Below are 21,877 nucleotides of genomic sequence, written 5' to 3'. Positions count from 1 at the left end.
ATCCCGCTACTGCTCCTAAGCTCTTCGCATCTCGTTTACCCGAATCCCGCTACTGCTCTTCCTGCTTTTCGCATCTCGCTTACTCGAATCTCGTATCTGCTCTTAAGCTTTTATCTTCAAAACAGGACACGCTTTATTCACACCCCAATCTTTATGCCCCTTAACATTCTCATCTGAAATCAAGAACTGCTCTTGCAGTGCAGCCATCAAACCAAACAACGCCTTACGCTGCGCAAGCGTGAAGTTGTCTTCTGGTTGCAGCTCGGCATTACAGCCGCCGACCATACAAACCCCAATATTGCCCTTGTTGTGTCCTTTCACATGTGCGCCGGTTTGCGACAGAGGCCTGCCAAGTTCGACATCCCCATTGCGACGAATCACAAAGTGATACCCGACATCGCGCCAGCCTCTCTTTTTATGCCATCGGCGAATCTCGGCTACGTCTACATCTTGCTGTGGCGGCGTGGCGCTACAATGCACAGTGATAAAAGAATATGGCGGACAAAAAGGTAAGCGGAGTAAAACTGAAACCAAGCTTAGAGAATAGGAAGTAGGAGATAAGCAAGGCTCTAACGAAGGGATGAGCTCGATAGAGCCAGCCTGTTCTTGTAAGTCAGCCGGCTTTCGTGAACCTGAAGGCTCTTCCGTGCAAGCTCGCTCTTGCAAACAGGTCGGCTCTTGCAAAACAGCAGACGCTTCTAACGGCTGGTGTGGAACTCGGTCAGTTGCTGGTGGAGTGTTTGACAAAATAAATCCTCGTGTTGTTGTAACCAAGTGATTAAAGACGTGGATAACGATTCTTCAAAATTAGGGTGCAGTGCGATGTGTTGTCGTAAACTGGCGACGACGGTTTTTACATAGCCGGGGTGGTGGCTGACATAACGTAGATACATCACGTAATAACCCAGAGGCTGCCTGCGCCGTGCTCGGCTGATCATCCAACAAGTATCCCCATAGCTGGGGACGTCACTGCATTCATCCTCATTAAAATAACAACCTTCCATTTGGCTTTCTTTATAATCGCCGGCTTCATAGCTCAGTACTTGGCCAGACCCATCACTAAAAAATAACGGCTGGCGTGATTGATTCAGGGAATTAACACGGCACTCGAGGCTCGCCATTCCGGGTTGGTACGCTGAAATAAAAAGAGAAACTATCGCCTTCATTAAGCACCTTGTTGCTGCATGGGGATGGCAATGTACTTCAACATTCTTGATTGGGGTTGGCGGTAATAGCGCGAAAATGGAGGGACACAGAAAAGTGAGAAGTGCTTCGGAAAATTACAGATCAATAAGGCTGGTGTTGCATATCTATCCGAGGCGTTTAACCAAACATCTTTTCTTACAACTTATCTCATGGGCGTTTCGCCCCTAAAGCGCCAAAAAGTGTTGTTAATGCTCTGTATATCAATGGATTTCTATACGAATGACTAATTAACAAGGAGCGTTAACCATGTGTGTTTCTCTAATTCTTTCTTTCATCCCATTAAAAACTGGCTCGCCGATAAGCAAGTTAGTGTTATTAAAATTGGCCGATAACGCCGACGCGCGCGGCGTGTGTTTCCCATCCTTAAATTACTTAGCACAATATTGTGAAGTGTCGGTAAGAACCGTTAAGCGACACGTTAACGAACTCGAGAAACAAGGGTTTGTGAAGCGGATAAAGCGGTTTGATGATTCAGGGCGCCAGCGCAGCAATATATATCAGCTGCGCCTACCCAGCGACAGCCACATTCAGCAGGCCGATCTAGACCAAGCGAATCAAGGGAACACCAATGCAGAACAAACAGGTTTACCGCTAGCCTCGTCGGAATATCCACAGAAAACAGAGCTCGCAAAGAAAACAGACCATTCAGACACTCCCCTGGGTGACTCAAGATCCAACACGGAGAGTGATCATCCTGCACACATAATCTTTCATAAAGAACACAAAACAGACATTCCTTGTGAACAGCCCCTTCATTGCGAAGCTAAAGCAAATGCTACATCCCAAACGGAAAGTACCAATCAAGAAGGCTCAAAGAGTGAAGCCGTGATTCACCTGCTCACCCAAGAGGGCAGCGCGCCGATTTACCATGAGTTCACCACCATATTAGAGCGCACCTACCCCAAGTTAGATGTGCTGCAAGAACTGCACGCCATGCAAGCCTGGCTGTACATTAACCCCGATAAGCGCAAACCGTTTGAGCACATTGGCCATTTTGTGAATGGCTGGCTCAGAAGAAGCGCCCAAGCCAAGGCGAAGCGAGACTCATCGCCGGTCTTTAAGCAAACTAACGCGGTTAAGCAAACACAAGCGGTGAAACCCTCAAAGAAAGCTAAACCGATAAAAGCCGTAGGATCAAGAAAAACAGGTGCGCTCACAACAGCTTCAAACCAAGCGCAGCCAATCAAAAGCAATCAAGCCGAAAGCAAATCTCAACAACCCACGCCTGTCTCTCAGGCCCTCGCGGACTACCAAGCCAAAAGCACCACCAACCCGTTCGAAGCGCGTATCAAGGCCCTAGTTCAATCCAAATCGCTCGGCATGGATGCTAAGCAGTGACCATTCGATTATTCACAGACTAAGCGCTTGTTCACACAGTCAAAAGATATTGAAAAACAACAACTTAGGGGTGTGGGAGTTAGGGAAAACCGAAGGCGAAGGCAGACCAAACGTGAATACAGACAAAAAACGTCAAGAGACAAAAGTCGAATTAGGAGAGGGAAAATGGACGATATCAGCCTAAAAAAACTGACAACAAAAGAAAAAGTCACCATTTTAGAAAAAGAGGTAGCGCGAGTGGAAGGGCGCATTGGCGAGTTCTTGAAACTGCTGGTTAACCACTACCCACAAGGGTTAACACGCACAGAGATTAAAGCGTTATTAGCGGTAAACAACAACCCAAGCTTTGTGTCGCTGTACCGCAACGGCAACATCTTCATTGATATAGAGAAACGCTACTGCGACGCAGCACAAGAAAACAGGTACCACATAGGGACTCAGTATCTACAAGACGTACAATGCTCCCGCTGGGTCAATGCTTTGTGAGGCACTTGTCAGAATAAGGTAAATTGCAAACTGGTCAATATGCACTTGATTTGCTAGAATGCGCAGCAAATTAAAACCGTATGAAAAACGCATAAACCTGAAACACAGTGAAAAATTGTGATTCATTGCCTGTAGGAGCCAAACCTAAGGGCGGTAGCGTATCTAAATGCGAGTGGGGGCAAGTGAAAAAGTGCGGTAAGCCTAAAGGCTGAAAAATCCGTTTTGGTGGCCTATGGGGGCGGTTTTAAAAAATAAGCAAAATCTAGGTTTTATAAGGGATTGTCCGCAATAGACTGTCTCAAAATGAATAAAAAATGTCTCAGTGGCTTCAAAGAGGTTGAGGCAATAAGTTTAAAAAAATCACTTCTTTTAATTTCATCAGTTGGTTGGAAATTCAATAAAATGACTAAGAAAAAAATTCTTACGGTTTTTGGCACACGTCCAGAAGCCATCAAAATGGCACCTCTTGTTCATGCTTTAGCCGCCGATGAGCGCTTTGAAGCAAAATGTTGTGTAACCGCACAGCACCGTGAAATGCTTGACCAAGTATTAGAGTTGTTTGAAATTACACCTGACTACGATTTGAATTTGATGAAAGCTGGTCAAACGCTTAACGAAGTGACTGCGCGTATTTTGTTAGAGCTTAAACCCGTGCTCGAAGAGTTTGAGCCTGATGTAGTTTTAGTTCACGGTGACACAGCAACAACGTTTGCTGCAAGCTTAGCCGCTTACTATGAGCAAATTGCCGTCGGTCATGTGGAAGCTGGGCTTCGTACTGGCAATATTTACTCGCCATGGCCTGAAGAAGGTAATCGCCGATTGACTGGCGCGTTAACTAAGTATCACTTTGCACCAACTACAACCTCACAAGAAAATCTTCTAAAAGAAAATTTTAATCCAGAAGACATTAGCGTTACTGGTAATACAGTGATTGATGCGCTGTTGATGGTAAAAAACAAAATTGACTCTGATAGTGATTTGAACGCAACACTTTCCGCTCTGTTTCCGTTTTTAGACGCGAGTAAAAAACTTATTTTGGTTACTGGTCATCGCCGTGAAAGCTTTGGTGGAGGTTTTGAGCGTATTTGTGAGTCACTCGCTATCACAGCAAAAGCACATCCAGATACGCAAATTCTGTATCCGATGCATCTTAATCCAAACGTTCGTGAACCTGTCAATCGTATTCTAGCTGACATTGATAACATTCATCTTATTGAGCCTCAGCAATATTTACCATTTATTTATTTAATGAGCCGCGCCCACATCATTTTGACCGACTCGGGTGGTATTCAAGAAGAAGCGCCTTCATTAGGTAAACCTGTATTGGTGATGCGAGATACGACCGAACGCCCAGAAGCGGTTGAAGCGGGAACGGTTAAGCTAGTTGGAACTGATGTAAATACAATTACAACGAGTTTACATACATTACTTACCGATGCAGCCGCATATCAAGCAATGAGCTTTGCACATAACCCTTACGGAGATGGTCAAGCTTGCAAACGAATTTTGAACGAATTAGAAAAATAAAACTTTAGGAAATGAGAATGTCTTTTGAAACAATTTCAGTTGTTGGTCTCGGTTACATTGGTTTGCCGACTGCTGCCATGTTTGCATCCCGTAAAAAGAAAGTAATTGGTGTTGACGTTAATCAACACGCAGTAGATACCATTAACCGTGGTGAAATTCATATCGTAGAACCCGATCTCGATATGTTAGTAAGCGCTGCTGTACAGCAAGGTTATTTAAAAGCGGTTACGACACCGGAAGCTGCTGGCGCCTTTTTAATTGCGGTTCCAACACCATTCCTTCCTATCGTAAATGAAGGTGATATTCCAAAGCCTGATCTGCGTTATATAGAAGCAGCGTCAAAAGCAATTGCACCAGTGCTCAAGAAAGGTGACTTAGTAATTTTAGAGTCTACATCACCAGTTGGTGCTACTGAGCAAATGGCAGAATGGCTGAGTGAAGCGCGTTCCGATTTAACATTCCCACAAACACACGGTGAAAGCGCTGATGTAAATGTTGCGCATTGCCCTGAACGTGTTTTGCCTGGCCATGTTGTGACAGAGCTTGTACAAAATGACAGAGTAATTGGTGGTATGAGTAAGCGCTGTTCAGAGCGTAGTGTGGAACTTTACAAAACCTTCGTGATGGGGGAATGTGTTATTACTAATGCTCGCACTGCAGAAATGGCTAAGCTTACCGAGAATTCATGTCGTGATGTTCAAATTGCATTTGCGAATGAGCTTTCAATGATTTGTGATGAGTTAGATATTGATGTTTGGGAGTTGATTTCATTAGCCAACCGTCACCCGAGAGTTAATATTCTTCAGCCAGGCCCTGGTGTTGGTGGGCATTGTATTGCCGTTGATCCTTGGTTTATTGTGTCTAAAACACCAGAAACAGCAAGAATTATTCACACCGCTAGAAATGTAAATGACCATAAACCTGAATGGGTGATTGATAAGGTGAAAGTTGCAGTTGCTGACTTCCTAAATACAAACCCAACAAAGACTGCAAAAGATGTAACAATTGCTTGCTATGGGTTAGCATTTAAACCTGACATCGATGATTTACGCGAGAGTCCTGCATTAGATATTACAAAGTCTATTGCAAATAGTCATGCAGGTAATGTATTAGCTATTGAGCCAAATATAGAGTCAATTAATATAGAAAATATTAAACTAGTCTCGCTTGATGAGTCCCTTATCCAAACTGACATCCATGTACTTTTGGTAGATCATAAGCAATTCAAAAAGATTAAAATTAACGACCAATTTGTTATTGACACGAAAGGTATTTGGGGTAGTTGAATACTTTATTTTTAGGTTTGAAATATAATAACTTATTGGAAGTTACTAGTCCTAGTGCTTGAGTTTTAGGTTCGGCGATAGCGATAGGCTTCTTTTCGAAAGCTTGTAATTAATTAACGGCTTGGTAGGATGAAATTGGTGAACTTGTTTAAAGTACTTATATCTAGAGGTACTTCATCGTTAGGTTTAATATTTCTAACGTATATGATAAATAATGTCTATGGTGTGACTTATTTAGGTGATTTCAGCATTGTTTTTAGCGCTCTAGGTGTAGGGATAATGCTTTCTAGGTTTGGTGTCGAGAACTTAATAATTAAAAAAGGAAGTTATTTGTTTTTTCGAAGCGATAAGTTTGGCTTTGAAAATTTAATAAAAAGTTCGATTGTGATAATTGCTACACTATCAAGTTTGATAGCTATCATTTGTTACTATTTGATTGTTCGCGAATCAAGTGTTTTTCATGGTGTGAATAGGGATTATGCAATTATATTATTAATGTATATTGTGCCTTTTTCTTTGTCTGGTGTATTAAGTTCGGTAGCTAAAGCTACAAAAAGAACATGGCATTATCCATTTTTTGAGCTAGGGTTTCCAGCCTTTATTGTGTCGTTAGGTGTCTGGTTTGCAAGCTTGCTTGATATTAAGTTAGAGTTTGAGCTATTCTTGCATTTATATGCAGTGGTTAATTTAGTTATACTTACCTTAGGTTTTATATATAATATTTATATTCTGAATGGCCTGCCGCAAGGTGATAGACTTGTGAAGGATGAAAGTCACTTCCCTCTAAAAACGACAGTTACTTTTCTCGCTCTTAGTATTTTTGCATATGCATCAACCAATGGGTTGCCTTTTATTATGAGTTATTATTTTGATAATGAAACTGTTGGTCAGTTTGCTACAGCATTTAGGCTTTCCATTACTGTGAGTTTAATTGTAACGATTGTTAACTCGACCTTTGCCCCTGACTTTGCTATTAATTTTAAAGAAAAAAACACCCTAGAATTAAAAGAATCAGTACGAAGTTCTAGTTTATATTTAGCTGTATTGTGTGTTCCTATACTTATTCTTATCTTTTATTTTTCGAGTGAATTTATTTCTCTGTTTGGTGTGATTGATGATAATGGAGGTTTGAAGAAAATACTATGGGTGCTTCTTTTGGGTCAATTTATTAATGTTATCACTGGAAGTGTAACACCTTTAATGAATATGACTGGCCTACATGGTTATAACTTGTTGATAACAGTGTTATCATCTATTTTATGTTTAACTATGGTTCACTTATTTTCTTCGCAGCACTACCTAATGGGGGTCGCAATTTCTGTTTCTTTTTATTGGGGACTAAAGAATGTCTTGAGTGCTGCATGTTTGTATTTTAAATCTGGATTGAATATTCTCAATTTACTTAATAAGGAAGGGCGGTGATTTGAGTTATTTAGTTAGGGCTTCTGTTCTCTCGTTGTGGTTCTCGGTTCTTTTTTCATTCATTCTAGGTACGGTAGTTTCGAACCTCGCCTTGCTAACTGTGTTGCTACTATTGATTTTTTTTATAGTATTCACCGATGCTCACAGTAGCTTGTTGAGAACTGTTTTTTTTGGTTTTCTTGTCGGCTGCCTGGTTCTGGTTTTCTATCTCTTAATTGGAGAACTAGGAGGAGGAACCGGGGAAGCTTTATATGATTCTACCGGTGCGCTAGAGCAGGTTCTATATTACATTAGAGGAATGGTTATTATTGGTATTGTTTTTCTTTGTATTAATATAGAGAGAGATGTTACTTTTGACACTTTTATTTCTTGTGCTTTGATTTCTTCATTGTTGATACTCCAGAGCACTACATTTGAATTTTTTAATTTCCCCGGTTCGCTATTTGACTTAGTCCCTCAATCCTTAACTGAGCGGCAATATAGTGGGTTTACAGGTTTTTTTAATAACCCTAACTATTGGGCGATATTTTTATTGTTGAATTCGTTTTTATGTATATCTGGGTTAATTAAAAAAAACAATAATGCCAAAACGGTGTTGTTGCTACTTTCACTAACTATTTCTGTTAGTGGTATACTTGCTACAGGTAGTCGGATGGGGATTGTAGGTTTTTTGATTTCTTGTTTTTTTGTTTCTAAACTGCGCTCAAAAAAACTCTTATCTACGTTCCTGATTTTTATTTTTTTTCTTTCATTGTTAATTGTATTTAATAAGGATTTTTTTCTTTCCTTAGATTTTACAGTGCTAGAGAAGTCTTTTTCCCGATTTGAAAGAGTATTTAATAATGTTTCGGAGGAAAATAGATTTCAGAGAGCAGGGTATTACTTGGAAACCCTATTTTCTAGTCCACAAAGCTATTTTGTTGGCTTGGGGCTATCAGCGGTAGTAGGTGAGGGGCCTCCACATAATACTATTATATCGATTTTCAGAGATTTTGGTTTGATACTACCGATTTCAGGTTTTTCTTTAGCTGGAATATTGGTATTTAAACAGTTAAAAAATAATGCTCTATGTCGCCATGAAGCAGTCCTAAGTAAAATGACTTTAATATCAATCCCGATTATTTTAATGACTAATGACATATTTGACTCAAGACCATTTTGGATAATGCTAGGTCTTGTAGTTTCGTTTCTAAGCTTGAAAAAGAGAAAAGTTAATGGCTAACAAACTATTTTTCATTCATGGTAGTTACTATAAAAAGAACTTCGGTGATTATTTGCTACTTAAAAGATTAACGAATGAGATTGAACCTCAAGATGTTAGACTTCCATTTTCATCCCAAGATGTGCTCGAAGAGTTTGGTGGTGAGGTAAAGAAACTTAACTTTAGGGACTTTCGCAATACTAAAGCATGTATTTTTGGTGGAGGTGGATATTTAGGCGAACCACCAGAAGGCATACAGAGATGGTCCGTTGGTTTTTTGAAGAGGCATTTCATACCTTTTATTACATGTAAATTTTTTGGTATACCCGTTTATGTAATTGGGGCTGGGTTTGGTCCAATATCTACTCCATGGTTACAACCAATTATTCGCTATATGTTGAATAACGCGCAATTAGTGTGGCTTCGAGATAAAGAGTCGGTTGAGTTTGCAGAAAAAATCGCACCAAATTGTTCGATAGAAATGGTTACTGACTTGGCTCAAGATAAAACGTTCCTATTAGATGAAATCGCGAGTTCTAACGTTATGTTGCCAAATTCTAAATATATTGGTATTCACGTCGGTTTAGTTATAAGTGATGATTTTAGGTTAGCGACGGAGGTTGTCTTAAATCGTTTAGCTAAAGAAGGCTATCAATTTGTTTTCTTCTCTGATAGCCCTGGACATAATAGCAATCTTATTTCAGGTAAAGTTGAGTTTGCTGATTTTCGGAATGAATACTCCCATTTGATAACTGATATTTGCTATGAGCAAGCTAGTGATGTCATAAAAGTTATCGACAATTCGGAAGGTGTAATCACGGGTAAACTTCATGTGGGTATTGTCGCTAGTACTTTATCTAAACCTGTACTATCTTTTCCGTTACATCATAAAACAATTCGCTACTATCGACACATTGGAAGAGAAGATTCTTGTATTGAGAGTAGCTGCTCATTAGAAAAAGCAGAACTCTCTATCGATAGCTTTTTTGATGTGGTTACTTCAAAAATTAAATATGATTTGCCAGAGAATATTTTAGTTAAACACAAAAAAGCTATAGATAAAGTTAAGGCTATATCTGGCATAATACTATGAAAATTGCTTTTGTTTGTTACTTTGAGAAGGGCCGAATTAGCGGTCCTTCTAATTCGATGACCAGTTTGGCTACTCGAGGGGAGGATTTCGATCACCAATGTTCAGTCTTTACAAGTTCTAAAGATTGCTGTGATGAATTTTACTTAAATGGTGTTAAGGTTGGTTTATTAAATGAATTACTATCTGAATTAAAAAACTATGATTTAGTTGTAATGTCAGGTCTTTTCGATTGGCAAATATTTCGCCTGGCTTTCTCATGTGTTGTTAATAATGTCAACTATGTTTTTTCGCCTAGAAGTAATTTGATGTTAGAGGCATTAAAAAAAGGTCAGTTTAAAAAGAAACTTGCGTTATTGACCTATAGTGGTTTTGTAGTTAGAAGGGCTAAATACATTCACTTCCTTTCTGATGAAGAAATGAGAAATAGTGTTTGTGTAAACAATGATAGCTTTGTTGCTAGAAATGGGGTTACGGGACTAAATAGAATAGTAGACGATGCTAGACCTAAGGATAATATAATATCATTTATCGGTAGATTTGATATAAGTCATAAAGGTATAGATCTATTATTAGTGTCCTTGAGCTTGATTAGAGACCAAATTATGGAGTTCAATTGGCGTGTTGAGTTGTACGGCCCTTCAACTAAGGGTGTTACTGAACAATTAAATGAGAGAATTCTCCAGTTAGGCCTTTCTAATGTAGTAAAACTTTATCCACCTATTACAGGGGAGAGTAAATTTATACTATTGAGTAAATCAAAAGTTTTTCTCCATCCATCAAGATATGAGGGACAACCACAATCGGTCATTGAGGCTATGGCTTGTGGCGCTATACCTGTCGTAACAATTGGCGCAAATATGTCAAAATACGTAGAGCCATTTGTTCCTAGTACTATATTCTGTGCGAAGACTTACAGTCAGGCAATTCTTAAAGCTATGAATATGGCTAAATATGCTGAGAATCACAAAAAAATCTCTAGGTATGCTTTGAACTGTTTTTCTTGGGATTTGGCTTCTGAAGAATTCTATTCAAATATATCGATCGATTAATATGCCAATATATAAAGCAATATTTCTTCCTAACTTTAGGTGCTTTTTATCCCGTACGCTTAGTTTTTTGTTAATTATAAAGGTTTGAGATGTAATGAATATTTTGTATTTTCATCAACACTTTTCTACACCCAAAGGTATGATCGGCATTCGCTCTTATGAAATGGCTAGGCGCCTAGTTCATCATGGACATAGTGTGACTGTTGTTTGTGGGACTTATGGTGGTGGGGAGACCGGGTTGGATGTAATGTTTGCCGCTGGCAAACGTGAAGGTATTGTCGATGGTATTCGTATCATAGAGTTTGATTTGGCTTACTCTAATTCAGATGGTTTTTTAAAGCGAAGCATGACGTTTGTTAAGTTTGCTGTGAAAAGTATTGGCCTTGCCTTTACTGAAAAATATGATGTACTTTTTGCTACCACAACGCCTCTTACAGCTGGAATTCCAGGTATATTCGCCCGCTGGTTGCGTGGAAAGCCATTTGTTTTTGAAGTGCGAGATTTATGGCCAGAGTTACCTAAAGAGATGGGTGTAATCAAAAACCCTGTTATTCTGGCGCTAATGTCCTTCTTAGAGTGGGCATCTTACCGCAGCGCGCATCGTTGTATTGGTTTGTCTCCTGGTATTGTTGAGGGGATTAAAAAGCGCGGTGTTGATGAAAGCAAAATAACTATGGTGCCTAATGGTTGTGATTTATCTATCTTTAGCCAACCAAGCGCGCTTTGGCGCCCAGAGGGAGTTAAAGATAACGATCTGATGGCGATCTTTACAGGTACTCATGGCATAGCAAACGGTCTTATTGCCGTTCTAGATACTGCCGTTGAGCTCCGAAAACGTGGTCGAGAAGATATTAAGTTGGTTTTAGTTGGACAAGGTAAATTAAAATCTGAACTAGAGAAACGAGCGGCAGAACTTGCATTAGAAAATGTAGTGTTTCACCCGCCGGTAAATAAACAAAAACTGTCTGGTTTAATGGCAAGTGCAGACGTAGGTATGCAGTTATTAGCGAATATTCCAGCCTTTTATTACGGTACATCTCCCAATAAATTTTTCGACTATATATCAGCAGGATTACCTGTTATTAATAATTACCCTGGTTGGTTGGCGGGAATGATTGAGCAAACGCAATGTGGATTTTCTGTTCAGCCGGAGGACCCGAAAGCGTTTGCTGACGCGTTAGAAAATGCGGCAGACCAAAGAGAAAAATTAGCTAAAATGGGCGTAAATGCTCGCCAACTAGCTGAAAGCCAGTTTGACCGAACACTATTGGCGGATAAATGGGTTGAGTGGGTGACTAATGTTAATGCAACAGATGCTCATGAATCAAAGCTGACTTCTTCAGGGGTAAATGATGAAAAGACTGTTTGATTTTCTTGTTTCTCTTATTGTACTTATCTTGCTAACTCCTGTTATTGCTTTAGTTGCTTGGAAGGTTCGAAAGAACCTTGGTTCTCCAGTTTTATTTCGTCAAACTCGTCCTGGATTGAGCGGGAAACCATTTGAAATGGTGAAGTTTCGTAGTATGAAAGATGCTGTTGATACCAATGGTAATCTACTACCCGACGACGAGCGTATGACGCCATTTGGTGACAAGTTACGTTCAAGTAGCCTAGATGAATTACCAAGCCTTTGGAACGTTTTAAAGGGAAATATGAGTTTAGTGGGTCCTCGTCCTTTATTGATGCAATATCTTCCCCTTTATAACAAAGAGCAAGCTCGTCGTCATGAGGTTCGCCCTGGTGTTACTGGGTGGGCTCAAGTCAACGGTCGTAATGCGATTAGTTGGGAAGATAAGTTTAAACTGGATGTATGGTATGTGGATAATCATAGATTTTTCCTCGATATTAAGGTGCTTCTCATAACTATTAAAAAGGTCTTTATTAAAGAAGGCATTACAGCCGAAGGGCATGTGACTGCTGAAGCATTTAAAGGTACTAACCATGATTAAAGGTACGATATATAATTTAGCTAAAATTGTCGGAAAAGATAATTTTATTCTTGGTGAAAAAAGCCAAATCGATGACTTTTGCTTTATCAATTCAGGGGTGAAAACTGAAATTGGACGAAATGTCCATATTGCATCTTTTACCACAATCGTTGGTGGAGGTGAGTGTGTTATAGGAGATTTTGCAGGGTTAAGTGCAGGTTGCCGTGTAATTACTGCTAGCGATGATTTTTCTGGACCATATTTAACAAATCCAACAGTGCACTCTGATTTTACTAATGTTAAATCAAGTAAAGTAGAGATTGGTCGCCATGCCATCATTGGTACAAATAGTGTTATCTTTCCTGGAGTAACAATTGGTGAAGGTTGTGCAGTAGGCGCTTGTGCTGTTATTCGTAAAAATTTGAAAGCCTGGACTGTTTACGCAGTGATTGATGGCAAACTAAAAGAACTAAAGAAAAGAGATATGGAAGCTGTGTTAGAGGCTGAGCGTAAGTATCTGGAGAGTGAGTATGCTTAATACATCATTTTCCCCATGGCCTTCGTTTACTCAAGAAGAAGCGGACGCCGTAAGTAAGGTTGTACTTTCAAATAAAGTTAACTATTGGACGGGTCAAGAAGGTCGTGAATTTGAAAAAGAGTTTGCGGCTTGGGTTGGCTGTGAATATGCAGTGGCTTTGGGTAACGGTACGCTCGCGTTAGATGTTGCATTGAAAGCATTCGGGGTTACTCAAGGCGATGAAGTGATCACCACATCTCGTACTTTCTTAGCATCGGCTTCGTCTATTGTAACGGCTGGTGCGACGCCTGTTTTTGCGGATGTCGACCTAAACAGCCAAAACATCACTGCTGAATCGATACAAGCGGTACTTACACCAAAAACTAAAGTCGTGATTGTTGTTCACCTTGCGGGTATGCCAGCTGAGATGGATGCAATTATGGCACTCTCTGAGCAACATGGCTTTAAGGTTATTGAAGATTGTGCTCAAGCACACGGTGCGAAGTATAAAGGTCGTAGTGTCGGTACGATTGGTCATATTGGTGCTTGGTCTTTCTGCCAAGACAAGATCATGACAACAGGCGGCGAAGGCGGCATGGTCACCACTAACGACAAAGAACTATGGTCGTTTATGTGGTCTTATAAGGATCATGGTAAAAGCTTTGATGCGATTTATAACCGCGAGCACCCACCAGGCTTTCGTTGGCTACATGAAAGTTTTGGTACCAACTGGCGCATGACAGAAATGCAAGCCGTTATTGGTCGTATCCAAATTCAACGCATGGCTGAGTGGACGCAAAAGCGTCAAGCAAACGCAGCTGTGATTGAAGCGGCTATTGCTGACCTTCCAATTGTTCGCAGTGTGGATATTCCTGAATACATTGAACATGCGGAATATAAGCATTATATGTTTATTCGCCCTGAGCATCTAAAACCAGGTTGGACTCGCGATAAAATTGTTGATGCGATTGTTGAACACGGTGTACCCGCATATCAAGGCAGTTGTTCTGAGGTTTACCTTGAAAAAGCATTTGATGGCACAAGTTACAGGCCTGAAACACCGTTAAAGAATGCGGTTGAGCTAGGTGAAACCAGCTTTATGTTTTTAGTGCACCCAACCTTAGCGAAGAGCGAGATTGAGAAAACGGCGGAAGTGCTGCGTACGGTTTTACTTGAAGCTCAAATCTAATCAAATATTATGATAGGGAAGGTTAGAGCTTTTCCTAATTATTCGCATATCAAGCTTTTAATTATACATATTACAACGTCAGCGAAGAAAAAATAAAATGAAAATTGCAATTGCCGGTACCGGTTATGTGGGCTTATCAAATGCGATGTTGCTGGCCCAACATCACGATGTTGTCGCGGTTGATATTATCGAAGAAAAAGTCAGATTACTTAACGATAAATTATCTCCAATTGTCGATGCTGAAATTGAAGATTTTTTGGTTAACAAGCCATTAAACTTTACTGCGACTCTTGAGAAAGAGTTAGCTTATTCCAATGCGGAATACGTAATTATCGCCACACCCACAGATTACGATGTTGAAACTAATTTCTTCAATACATCTTCAGTTGAGGCGGTAATTAAAGATGTGATGGCGATTAACCCAAATGCAGTGATGGTGATTAAATCTACCGTTCCTGTGGGGTATACAGCGCGCATTAAACAAGAACTGGAGTGTGGAAACCTGATGTTTTCTCCTGAGTTCTTACGTGAAGGTAAAGCCTTATACGACAACTTGCACCCATCTCGTATTGTCGTGGGTGAGCGCTCTGAGCGCGCAACAGTGTTTGCGAACTTGTTGTTAGAAGGGGCGGTGAAGAAAGACGTTGAAATTCTGTATACCGATTCAACAGAAGCCGAAGCAGTCAAGCTGTTCTCTAACACCTATTTGGCACTTCGTGTCGCTTACTTTAATGAGCTAGACACTTACGCTGAATCTCACGGGTTAGATACGCGTCAAATCATCGATGGGGTTAGTTTAGACCCTCGTATTGGTTCGCATTACAACAACCCTTCATTTGGTTACGGTGGTTACTGCTTACCAAAAGATACCAAACAACTGCGTGCGAACTACTCTGATGTGCCAAATAATATTATTGGTGCAATTGTAGACTCGAACACTACGCGCAAAGATTTTATTGCCGATTCAATCATCAAGCGCAACCCAACGCGTGTAGGGATTTACCGTTTAGTGATGAAGTCTGGCTCTGATAACTTCCGCGCTTCGAGCATTCAAGGCATCATGAAACGCCTCAAAGCGAAAGGTATTGAAGTAGTGGTATTTGAGCCTGAGCTGAAAGAAAAAGAGTTCTTCCGCTCCTTGGTGCTAACGGATTTCGAACAGTTTAAATCAAGCTGTGATGTGATTGTTTCTAACCGCATGGCACAAGAGCTAGCAGATGTACAAGACAAAGTGTACACACGCGATCTATTCGGTTCAGATTAAGGATAAAATAATGAAGTATTTGGTAACGGGTGCGGCGGGTTTTATCGGTAGTGCCGTAGTCGAGCAGCTAACAGCGAAAGGCCATCAGGTTGTCGGTGTAGATAACCTGAATGATTACTACGATGTCGCATTGAAAGAAGCACGCTTGGGTCGCATCCAACATGACGACTTTAAATTGGTTGAGTTAGACATAGCCGACCGCGATGGTGTTGCCTGCTTGTTTGAAGCAGAGCAGTTTGATCAAGTGATCCATTTAGCCGCGCAAGCGGGGGTTCGCTATTCTATCGAAAACCCACACGCCTACGCCGATTCAAACTTAGTCGGTCATCTGAACATTCTTGAAGGTTGTCGTCACAATAAAGTGAAGCACTTGGTTTATGCCTCTTCAAGCTCTGTTTACGGGTTGAATACTAAAACACCATTTGCAACGTCAGATTCGGTCGACCACCCTGTTTCATTGTATGCGGCGACTAAGAAGTCGAACGAACTCATGGCGCACAGCTACTCTCACCTATACGACATTCCAACCACAGGCCTGCGTTTCTTTACCGTATACGGCTCATGGGGACGTCCAGATATGGCACCGTTTATTTTCACTAAGAAGATTCTCGATGGTGATACTATTGATATCAACAATAACGGTGATATGTGGCGTGATTTTACTCACGTAAACGATATTGTTGAGGGTGTAGTGCGTATAGCTGATGTATTACCAACGCGTGATTCCGACTGGACGGTAGAAGCGGGTTCTCCAGCTACCAGTTCTGCGCCTTATGCGGTGTATAATATTGGTCATGGCTCGCCAATCAACTTGATGGATTTTGTAAAGGCGATTGAAGGCGAGCTAGGCATTGAAGCGAAGAAAAACTTTCGCGAGATGCAGCCTGGTGATGTTTATCAAACTTATGCCGACACACAAGACTTGTTTGCAGCAACAGGTTACACGCCGAAAGTAACGGTTAAAGAAGGCGTCGCTGAGTTTATTCAGTGGTACCGCGAGTTTTACGGCAAGTAAGATAATTCCACTCTTAGGACGAATTCTTCTCTTTTCGACCCTTGCTCTTCTAATTATTGGCTTAGTGATTTGAGAGTCTCAGGCATGGAGAATTGTTCGTGTAAACTCCTTTCTTAATCCGGTCCAAATACCCCAATAGATTAAAGTTGTCGAACTGTCGGGGCTTTTATATCAATAACAAATTAAAGCGCGAATTAAATATTCGGGTTATCTTTTGCAAGTTCTCTTTGCGAATTTAAATAATGTTCAACACATCCACTCATGCAGTTTTTGTGGCTTATTAAATACTCATAAATAAGAATAACTTTATGCAACGTCTAAACTTCATATGGCACCTTTCTCGTTTTAAAAAGCGGGTTATCAGTGTTTCTATTGATGCTTTACTCATTATATTCTCTCTGCACATTGCGCTGTGGACAAGGCTAGGCGATTTCCAATTTTTGAATGATGGCGATAATTTATTACTGACAGGCTTAACAGTAATAATGACGGTGCTTATATTTACTAAAATTGGACTTTATCGCGCAGTACTTAGGTACCTCACCTTTCAAGCGTTGTTTGTGGTAACGGCAGGCGCAATATTGTCGGCAATATCTTTAGCTCTGTTTGCCTATTATCTACAAGAACCAGTCCCTCGTACGGTGCCTATTATTTACGGTGCTTATTTAGCCTTGCTGTGCGGTGGTTCTCGTTTGGTGGTTCGCAATCTTGTCGCGACGACGTCAAAAGATATTCGTCAAGAAGTGCTGATTTACGGTGCGGGCTCAGGCGGCCGACAATTGGCTGTTGCGCTAAGAGCGTCTGAAAACTATCGAGTACGCGCGTTCATTGATGAAGATAAAACGCTCACCAATACCGTTATTTTGGGTTTGCCGGTTATTGATTTGGATAAAACGGAAGGGCTAATTGAAAAGCACGACGTTTCTAAAATCTTGCTTGCGATACCCAGTGCTTCTCGCGCTCGCCGTAAGCAAGTGTTGGAGTTATTGGCGCCACTGCCTGTTGAGATTCAAACCGTTCCTGAAATGGCCGATATTGTGTCAGGGAAAGCAAAAATTGATGAGCTTACTGATGTACCTATCGAAGATTTGCTCGGCCGTGATGCGGTTGCGCCTCAACAAGCACTGATGGAAGCCAACATCAAAGGCAAAGTGGTGATGGTGACCGGTGCTGGCGGTTCTATTGGTTCTGAACTTTGTCGCCAAATTCTCAAACAACAACCTAAAACATTAGTGTTGTTTGAAGTCTCTGAGTTTGGCTTGTACCAAATTGATCGTGAGCTTTCGCTCGTCAAAGAAACCAAAGGTTATGACGTGGAGATCGTTCCACTACTAGGCTCGGTACAGCGAACACATCGCTTGTTAACCTCAATGCAGTCTTTTGGTGTGCAGACGGTTTATCATGCCGCGGCTTATAAACACGTTCCTCTCGTCGAGTACAACGTGGTAGAAGGCGTGCGTAATAATGTTTACGGAACTTACTATACCGCCAAAGCAGCGATTGAGGCGGGTGTTGAATCATTTGTGCTTATCTCGACAGACAAAGCAGTACGCCCAACTAACGTAATGGGCACCACCAAGCGTATGGCGGAATTAGGCCTACAAGCTTTGGCAGAACAAGAGAACCAAAAAGAGCACGGCACACGTTTTTGTATGGTTCGCTTTGGTAATGTACTTGGCTCGTCTGGCTCGGTGATTCCTCTGTTTAAAAGGCAGATTAAAGCCGGTGGCCCACTTACTGTTACCCACCGCGATATTACCCGTTTCTTTATGACCATCCCTGAAGCGGCACAACTGGTTATCCAAGCGGGCGCTATGGGTAAAGGCGGCGATGTTTTCGTTCTTGATATGGGTGAATCGGTCAAAATCACAGACTTGGCAGCAAACTTGATTAACCTTTCAGGGCTGTCTGTTAAGAATGAAGAGAACCCTCATGGTGATATTGAGATCCAATTCTCTGGCCTGCGCCCGGGTGAGAAGTTGTATGAAGAGTTATTAATTGGCGATAACGTATCCCCAACCGCTCATGAGCGAATCATGACGGCGCAAGAGGTGTTCTTACCGATTAATGAATATGACACGCTACTTGAATCTTTGGATTTCGCTTGTCACAACCTACAACATGATGCGATTCGCCAGCTTCTTCTCGATGCGCCAACCGGGTTTAAGCCGACAGATGGGGTCGGGGATTTGGTTTGGAATGCTGCTCAGTACAAAGAGACGCTCCTTCTAGAACCTAGAACCTAGAACCTAGAACCTAGAACCTAGACTGATATTGGGTTTGGTGATGTGAATTATGACCTTCCGTTAGCGTGTTTTTTACACAATTCTTTCGAAGGTGTTCTGTTTATTGTCCATAATTACTGTGAGCTTTAATAGCGAAATGAGGCAGTAATCATGATAATAGATATTTCATCTAATCAAGAAATTGAAGAAAGTTTGGATCAAATATTGTGGGATGATTTTAGCTTTCAATATGTTACCAACAAAACCACAGTGATAGAGCAACCGGTGGTGCATGATCTAAAGTCACAGGACGATGATGAAGATCATGACACTGAAATTAATCTTCTAAACTGAAGAGCCGTGAGGTTATTGTTGTTCCAGCTTTCCTATGTAGATGTGGGGATATAAACTTTCATATCCCTACTTTACGTCCTCCTAAAATGACGCTTTTTTTCACATTCGATCATCCTACCTGCGCCCTTTCTTGATCTTCCGCTACAGTTTTGACTGTAAACTGTAGTAAAATTACGCTAATTTGTTTTTATACCGATTTATTTTGAATTGAACGAGGTCAGTCCTATGTCAGCTAAGAAGCCAATGGCTCTAGTGATCCTTGACGGTTACGGTTACCGTGAAGACAACCAAGACAACGCTATCGCGAACGCTAAAACACCAGTATTAGACGGTCTTATTGCTAACCAACCTAACACGCTAATCTCGGCTTCTGGCTTAGATGTAGGCCTACCTGATGGCCAAATGGGTAACTCTGAAGTGGGTCACACCAACATCGGTGCGGGTCGTGTTGTATACCAAGATCTTACTCGTATCACTAAATCAATTTCAGACGGTGAGTTCGGCCAAACTGAAACGCTAGTGAATGCTATCGATAAAGCGGTGAAAGCTGAGAAAGCGGTTCACATCATGGGTCTTATGTCTCCAGGTGGCGTTCACTCTCATGAAGATCACATCTACGCGGCTGTTGAAATGGCAGCAGAGCGTGGCGCAGAAAAAATCTACCTACACGCATTCCTAGACGGCCGTGATACGCCGCCACGTAGCGCAGAAAACACACTAGCACGCTTCCAAGCGTTGTTCGCTAAGCTAGGCAAAGGCCGTGTGGCTTCTCTTATTGGTCGTTACTACGCAATGGACCGTGATAACAACTGGGATCGCGTTCAAGAATCTTACGACTTGCTGACTCAAGCAAAAGCTGAGTTCACATTCGACACAGCAGTAGCTGGCTTAGAAGCGGCTTACGCTCGTGACGAAAACGATGAGTTCGTGAAAGCGACTGAAATCAAAGCAGAAGGTGAAGAGTCTGCAGCTATCGTAGATGGCGATGCAGTTATTTTCATGAACTACCGTGCTGACCGTGCTCGTGAAATTACACGTGCATTCGTGCCTGATTTCGACGGCTTTGCTCGTAACGTATTCCCTGCGATCGATTTCGTGATGCTGACTCAATACGCAGCAGACATCCCACTTCTTTGTGCATTCCCACCGGCTTCTCTAGAGAACACCTACGGTGAATGGCTATCGAAAGAAGGCAAAACGCAGCTACGTATCTCTGAAACAGAGAAATACGCGCACGTGACGTTCTTCTTCAACGGCGGTAAAGAAGACGAGTTTGAAGGCGAAGAGCGTCAGCTTGTTGCTTCTCCAAAAGTCGCAACGTACGACCTGCAGCCAGAAATGAGCGCACCAGAGCTGACTGAAAAGCTTGTTGCAGCAATCAAAGGCGGCAAATACGACGCTATCGTTTGTAACTTCCCTAACTGTGACATGGTTGGCCACACTGGCGTTTACGATGCAGCGGTTAAAGCGGTAGAGTCGCTAGACGAATGTCTTGGTAAAGTAGTTGAAGCAATCAAAGAAGCCGATGGCCAACTGCTTATCACCGCAGACCACGGTAACGCGGAAATGATGGTAAACCCAGAAACGGGCGGCATCCACACGGCGCACACTAACCTACCAGTGCCACTTATCTACGTTGGCAACAAAGACGTTGAGTTCAAAGAAGGCGGTAAGCTGTCTGACCTTGCACCAACGATGCTTTCTCTGTCTGGTATCGCAATTCCGGCTGAAATGTCAGGTGATGTGATCGTTAAGTAATTACTGTTTTAGATAAATAGTTTTAACTTTCATCGAATACTAGAACGGCTGCACGCGAGTGTGGCCGTTTTTTTGTATCTGGAATTTGAGTATAGATACGGGATGCGAGTAAACGGGATGCGAAGAGCTTAAGAGGCAGATGAGAGATACGGGTAAACGAGATGCGAAGAACTTTAAAGGCAGATGCGAGATACGAGTAAACGGGATACGAAGAGCTTAAGAGCGGATGCGGGATTCGGGTAATTGGGATTCGAAGTGCTTTAAGAGCAGATTCGGGATACGAGTATACGGGATTCGAAGAGCTTAAGAGCAGATTCGGGATGCGAGTAAACGAGTAGCGAGAGCTTAAGGACAGGTATTGGGTAAGAAAAACATACAGGGGAGAACATAAGGGCACGACCTTAAACAAAAGACGAAAAGAACGGTCTTGATGAATATCGAAAGAGTGACATTTCTTGAATGATTAGGTAGCTTAAGGCTCATACTATACTTGTCTTTTACCTTACCTCTAGGTTGTTTATATGAACTCAAACCCATACCGTTGAAAGCAACGACTGCAAAACTTAATGAAAGCGCAGCAAAGGCTTGAGAGAGCGTGCTCACAAGATAGCTACAATGAGTTAGAGCTAGCCGGGTTAGTACAAACCTTTGAATTTTCTTTTGAGCTTACATGGAAGACTCTTAAAGACTTACTTGAGTTTGAAGGGTGATCCGCCCCAGCAGTTTTGGACACTGAGTTAAGTGAGTACAATCACTAACGAGGTGGACAATGACAACTAAGAAAACTAGAATTAAACATTCCCCTGAATTTAAAGCAGAAGCCCTGAAGTTAGCAGATAAAGTGGGAGTAGCTGCGACAGCAAGACAGCTTTCTTTACATGAATCTCAAATCTACGGGTGGCGAAAGAACTCGAAGAAAGACACCAGTACTAGTCAACGAGAGCAAGAACTAGCCGCAGAGGTTGCCAAGCTCAAAAGGCAGTTGGCTGATCAAGCAGAAGAGCTAGAAATTGTAAAAA

General features: G+C 41.6%; 20 protein-coding genes and 1 pseudogene. 19 read left to right on the top strand and 2 right to left on the bottom strand.

Annotated features, from left to right (window positions below; all coding sequences use genetic code 11):
• Positions 1 to 102: 102 nt before the first annotated feature.
• The gene (locus L1D55_RS22920; protein ID WP_239918992.1) at positions 103 to 666 is read right to left on the bottom strand and encodes an N-acetylmuramoyl-L-alanine amidase; all 564 of its coding nucleotides are present in this window, start codon (positions 664 to 666) and stop codon (positions 103 to 105) included.
• A gap of 32 nt (positions 667 to 698) precedes the next feature.
• Positions 699 to 1,166: a hypothetical protein gene (locus tag L1D55_RS22915; RefSeq protein WP_239918987.1), complete on the bottom strand. Its 468-nt coding sequence runs from the start codon at positions 1,164 to 1,166 to the stop codon at positions 699 to 701.
• A gap of 286 nt (positions 1,167 to 1,452) precedes the next feature.
• Here L1D55_RS22915 and L1D55_RS22910 point away from each other — a divergent pair, with 286 nt between their 5' ends.
• The 19 genes and pseudogenes from L1D55_RS22910 to L1D55_RS22820 all read left to right on the top strand — a co-directional run.
• On the top strand, positions 1,453 to 2,544 hold the full coding sequence (locus L1D55_RS22910; protein ID WP_239918986.1) for a helix-turn-helix domain-containing protein: 1,092 nt from the start codon (positions 1,453 to 1,455) through the stop codon (positions 2,542 to 2,544).
• Between the two features lie 165 nt (positions 2,545 to 2,709).
• A complete protein-coding gene (locus L1D55_RS22905) occupies positions 2,710 to 3,030 on the top strand; it encodes a hypothetical protein (RefSeq protein ID WP_239918985.1) in 321 nt (106 codons plus the stop codon).
• A gap of 402 nt (positions 3,031 to 3,432) precedes the next feature.
• A complete protein-coding gene (gene wecB, locus L1D55_RS22900) occupies positions 3,433 to 4,557 on the top strand; it encodes a UDP-N-acetylglucosamine 2-epimerase (non-hydrolyzing) (protein WP_239918991.1) in 1,125 nt (374 codons plus the stop codon).
• 17 nt (positions 4,558 to 4,574) lie between these two features.
• On the top strand, positions 4,575 to 5,843 hold the full coding sequence (wecC, locus tag L1D55_RS22895) for a UDP-N-acetyl-D-mannosamine dehydrogenase (protein WP_239918984.1): 1,269 nt from the start codon (positions 4,575 to 4,577) through the stop codon (positions 5,841 to 5,843).
• Between the two features lie 138 nt (positions 5,844 to 5,981).
• Positions 5,982 to 7,265 carry a hypothetical protein gene (locus L1D55_RS22890; RefSeq protein ID WP_239918983.1) on the top strand — a complete coding sequence of 428 codons (1,284 nt, stop codon included), beginning with the start codon at positions 5,982 to 5,984 and terminating at the stop codon, positions 7,263 to 7,265.
• A 154-nt stretch (positions 7,266 to 7,419) separates the two neighbouring features.
• Entirely contained in the window at positions 7,420 to 8,487 is a 1,068-nt protein-coding gene (locus tag L1D55_RS22885; protein ID WP_239918982.1) for a hypothetical protein, read from the top strand.
• Positions 8,480 to 9,559 (top strand): polysaccharide pyruvyl transferase family protein, encoded by a 1,080-nt coding sequence (locus L1D55_RS22880; RefSeq protein ID WP_239918981.1) that lies wholly within the window; start codon positions 8,480 to 8,482, stop codon positions 9,557 to 9,559. Before L1D55_RS22885 ends, L1D55_RS22880 begins: the two co-directional genes overlap by 8 nt.
• Entirely contained in the window at positions 9,556 to 10,608 is a 1,053-nt protein-coding gene (locus tag L1D55_RS22875) for a glycosyltransferase (protein ID WP_239918980.1), read from the top strand. Before L1D55_RS22880 ends, L1D55_RS22875 begins: the two co-directional genes overlap by 4 nt.
• Positions 10,609 to 10,702: 94 nt before the next feature.
• Entirely contained in the window at positions 10,703 to 11,977 is a 1,275-nt protein-coding gene (locus tag L1D55_RS22870) for a glycosyltransferase family 4 protein (RefSeq protein ID WP_239918979.1), read from the top strand.
• Positions 11,961 to 12,557: a sugar transferase gene (locus L1D55_RS22865; protein ID WP_275665363.1), complete on the top strand. Its 597-nt coding sequence runs from the start codon at positions 11,961 to 11,963 to the stop codon at positions 12,555 to 12,557. The genes L1D55_RS22870 and L1D55_RS22865 overlap by 17 nt, the downstream gene beginning before the upstream one ends.
• The gene (locus L1D55_RS22860; RefSeq protein WP_239918977.1) at positions 12,550 to 13,074 is read left to right on the top strand and encodes an acyltransferase; all 525 of its coding nucleotides are present in this window, start codon (positions 12,550 to 12,552) and stop codon (positions 13,072 to 13,074) included. The genes L1D55_RS22865 and L1D55_RS22860 overlap by 8 nt, the downstream gene beginning before the upstream one ends.
• Positions 13,067 to 14,242: a DegT/DnrJ/EryC1/StrS aminotransferase family protein gene (locus L1D55_RS22855; protein ID WP_239918976.1), complete on the top strand. Its 1,176-nt coding sequence runs from the start codon at positions 13,067 to 13,069 to the stop codon at positions 14,240 to 14,242. The genes L1D55_RS22860 and L1D55_RS22855 overlap by 8 nt, the downstream gene beginning before the upstream one ends.
• Before the next feature lie 97 nt (positions 14,243 to 14,339).
• On the top strand, positions 14,340 to 15,506 hold the full coding sequence (locus tag L1D55_RS22850; RefSeq protein WP_239918975.1) for a nucleotide sugar dehydrogenase: 1,167 nt from the start codon (positions 14,340 to 14,342) through the stop codon (positions 15,504 to 15,506).
• Positions 15,507 to 15,516: 10 nt separating this feature from the next.
• A complete protein-coding gene (locus L1D55_RS22845) occupies positions 15,517 to 16,521 on the top strand; it encodes an NAD-dependent epimerase (protein ID WP_239918974.1) in 1,005 nt (334 codons plus the stop codon).
• Positions 16,522 to 16,829: 308 nt separating this feature from the next.
• A complete protein-coding gene (locus tag L1D55_RS22840; protein WP_239918973.1) occupies positions 16,830 to 18,767 on the top strand; it encodes a nucleoside-diphosphate sugar epimerase/dehydratase in 1,938 nt (645 codons plus the stop codon).
• A 150-nt stretch (positions 18,768 to 18,917) separates the two neighbouring features.
• The gene (locus L1D55_RS22835) at positions 18,918 to 19,100 is read left to right on the top strand and encodes a hypothetical protein (RefSeq protein ID WP_239918972.1); all 183 of its coding nucleotides are present in this window, start codon (positions 18,918 to 18,920) and stop codon (positions 19,098 to 19,100) included.
• A gap of 225 nt (positions 19,101 to 19,325) precedes the next feature.
• Positions 19,326 to 20,858 carry a 2,3-bisphosphoglycerate-independent phosphoglycerate mutase gene (gene gpmM, locus L1D55_RS22830; protein WP_081230130.1) on the top strand — a complete coding sequence of 511 codons (1,533 nt, stop codon included), beginning with the start codon at positions 19,326 to 19,328 and terminating at the stop codon, positions 20,856 to 20,858.
• A 554-nt stretch (positions 20,859 to 21,412) separates the two neighbouring features.
• Positions 21,413 to 21,565: pseudogene (locus L1D55_RS22825) on the top strand (nucleotidyltransferase substrate binding protein); the annotation flags it as partial.
• Between the two features lie 62 nt (positions 21,566 to 21,627).
• A partial coding sequence (locus L1D55_RS22820) for a transposase (protein ID WP_239918971.1) occupies positions 21,628 to 21,877 on the top strand: 250 nt, incomplete at its 3' end.

This window comes from Vibrio sp. Isolate22, from assembly GCF_022398115.1.
GTDB lineage: Bacteria > Pseudomonadota > Gammaproteobacteria > Enterobacterales > Vibrionaceae > Vibrio.
The sequence above is the reverse complement of the archived record's forward strand: the minus strand, read 5'-3'. Positions and strand labels throughout refer to the sequence as shown.

Coding starts and splice junctions, on each gene's coding strand:
- L1D55_RS22905 (WP_239918985.1), top strand. CDS start 2,710: ATGGACGATATCAGCCTAAAAAAACTGACAACAAAAGAAAAAGTCACC.
- wecB (WP_239918991.1), top strand. CDS start 3,433: ATGACTAAGAAAAAAATTCTTACGGTTTTTGGCACACGTCCAGAAGCC.
- L1D55_RS22850 (WP_239918975.1), top strand. CDS start 14,340: ATGAAAATTGCAATTGCCGGTACCGGTTATGTGGGCTTATCAAATGCG.
- L1D55_RS22870 (WP_239918979.1), top strand. CDS start 10,703: ATGAATATTTTGTATTTTCATCAACACTTTTCTACACCCAAAGGTATG.
- L1D55_RS22865 (WP_275665363.1), top strand. CDS start 11,961: ATGAAAAGACTGTTTGATTTTCTTGTTTCTCTTATTGTACTTATCTTG.
- L1D55_RS22845 (WP_239918974.1), top strand. CDS start 15,517: ATGAAGTATTTGGTAACGGGTGCGGCGGGTTTTATCGGTAGTGCCGTA.
- L1D55_RS22840 (WP_239918973.1), top strand. CDS start 16,830: ATGCAACGTCTAAACTTCATATGGCACCTTTCTCGTTTTAAAAAGCGG.
- L1D55_RS22860 (WP_239918977.1), top strand. CDS start 12,550: ATGATTAAAGGTACGATATATAATTTAGCTAAAATTGTCGGAAAAGAT.
- wecC (WP_239918984.1), top strand. CDS start 4,575: ATGTCTTTTGAAACAATTTCAGTTGTTGGTCTCGGTTACATTGGTTTG.
- L1D55_RS22835 (WP_239918972.1), top strand. CDS start 18,918: ATGATAATAGATATTTCATCTAATCAAGAAATTGAAGAAAGTTTGGAT.
- L1D55_RS22855 (WP_239918976.1), top strand. CDS start 13,067: ATGCTTAATACATCATTTTCCCCATGGCCTTCGTTTACTCAAGAAGAA.
- L1D55_RS22915 (WP_239918987.1), bottom strand. CDS start 1,166: ATGAAGGCGATAGTTTCTCTTTTTATTTCAGCGTACCAACCCGGAATG.
- L1D55_RS22910 (WP_239918986.1), top strand. CDS start 1,453: ATGTGTGTTTCTCTAATTCTTTCTTTCATCCCATTAAAAACTGGCTCG.
- L1D55_RS22875 (WP_239918980.1), top strand. CDS start 9,556: ATGAAAATTGCTTTTGTTTGTTACTTTGAGAAGGGCCGAATTAGCGGT.
- L1D55_RS22880 (WP_239918981.1), top strand. CDS start 8,480: ATGGCTAACAAACTATTTTTCATTCATGGTAGTTACTATAAAAAGAAC.
- gpmM (WP_081230130.1), top strand. CDS start 19,326: ATGTCAGCTAAGAAGCCAATGGCTCTAGTGATCCTTGACGGTTACGGT.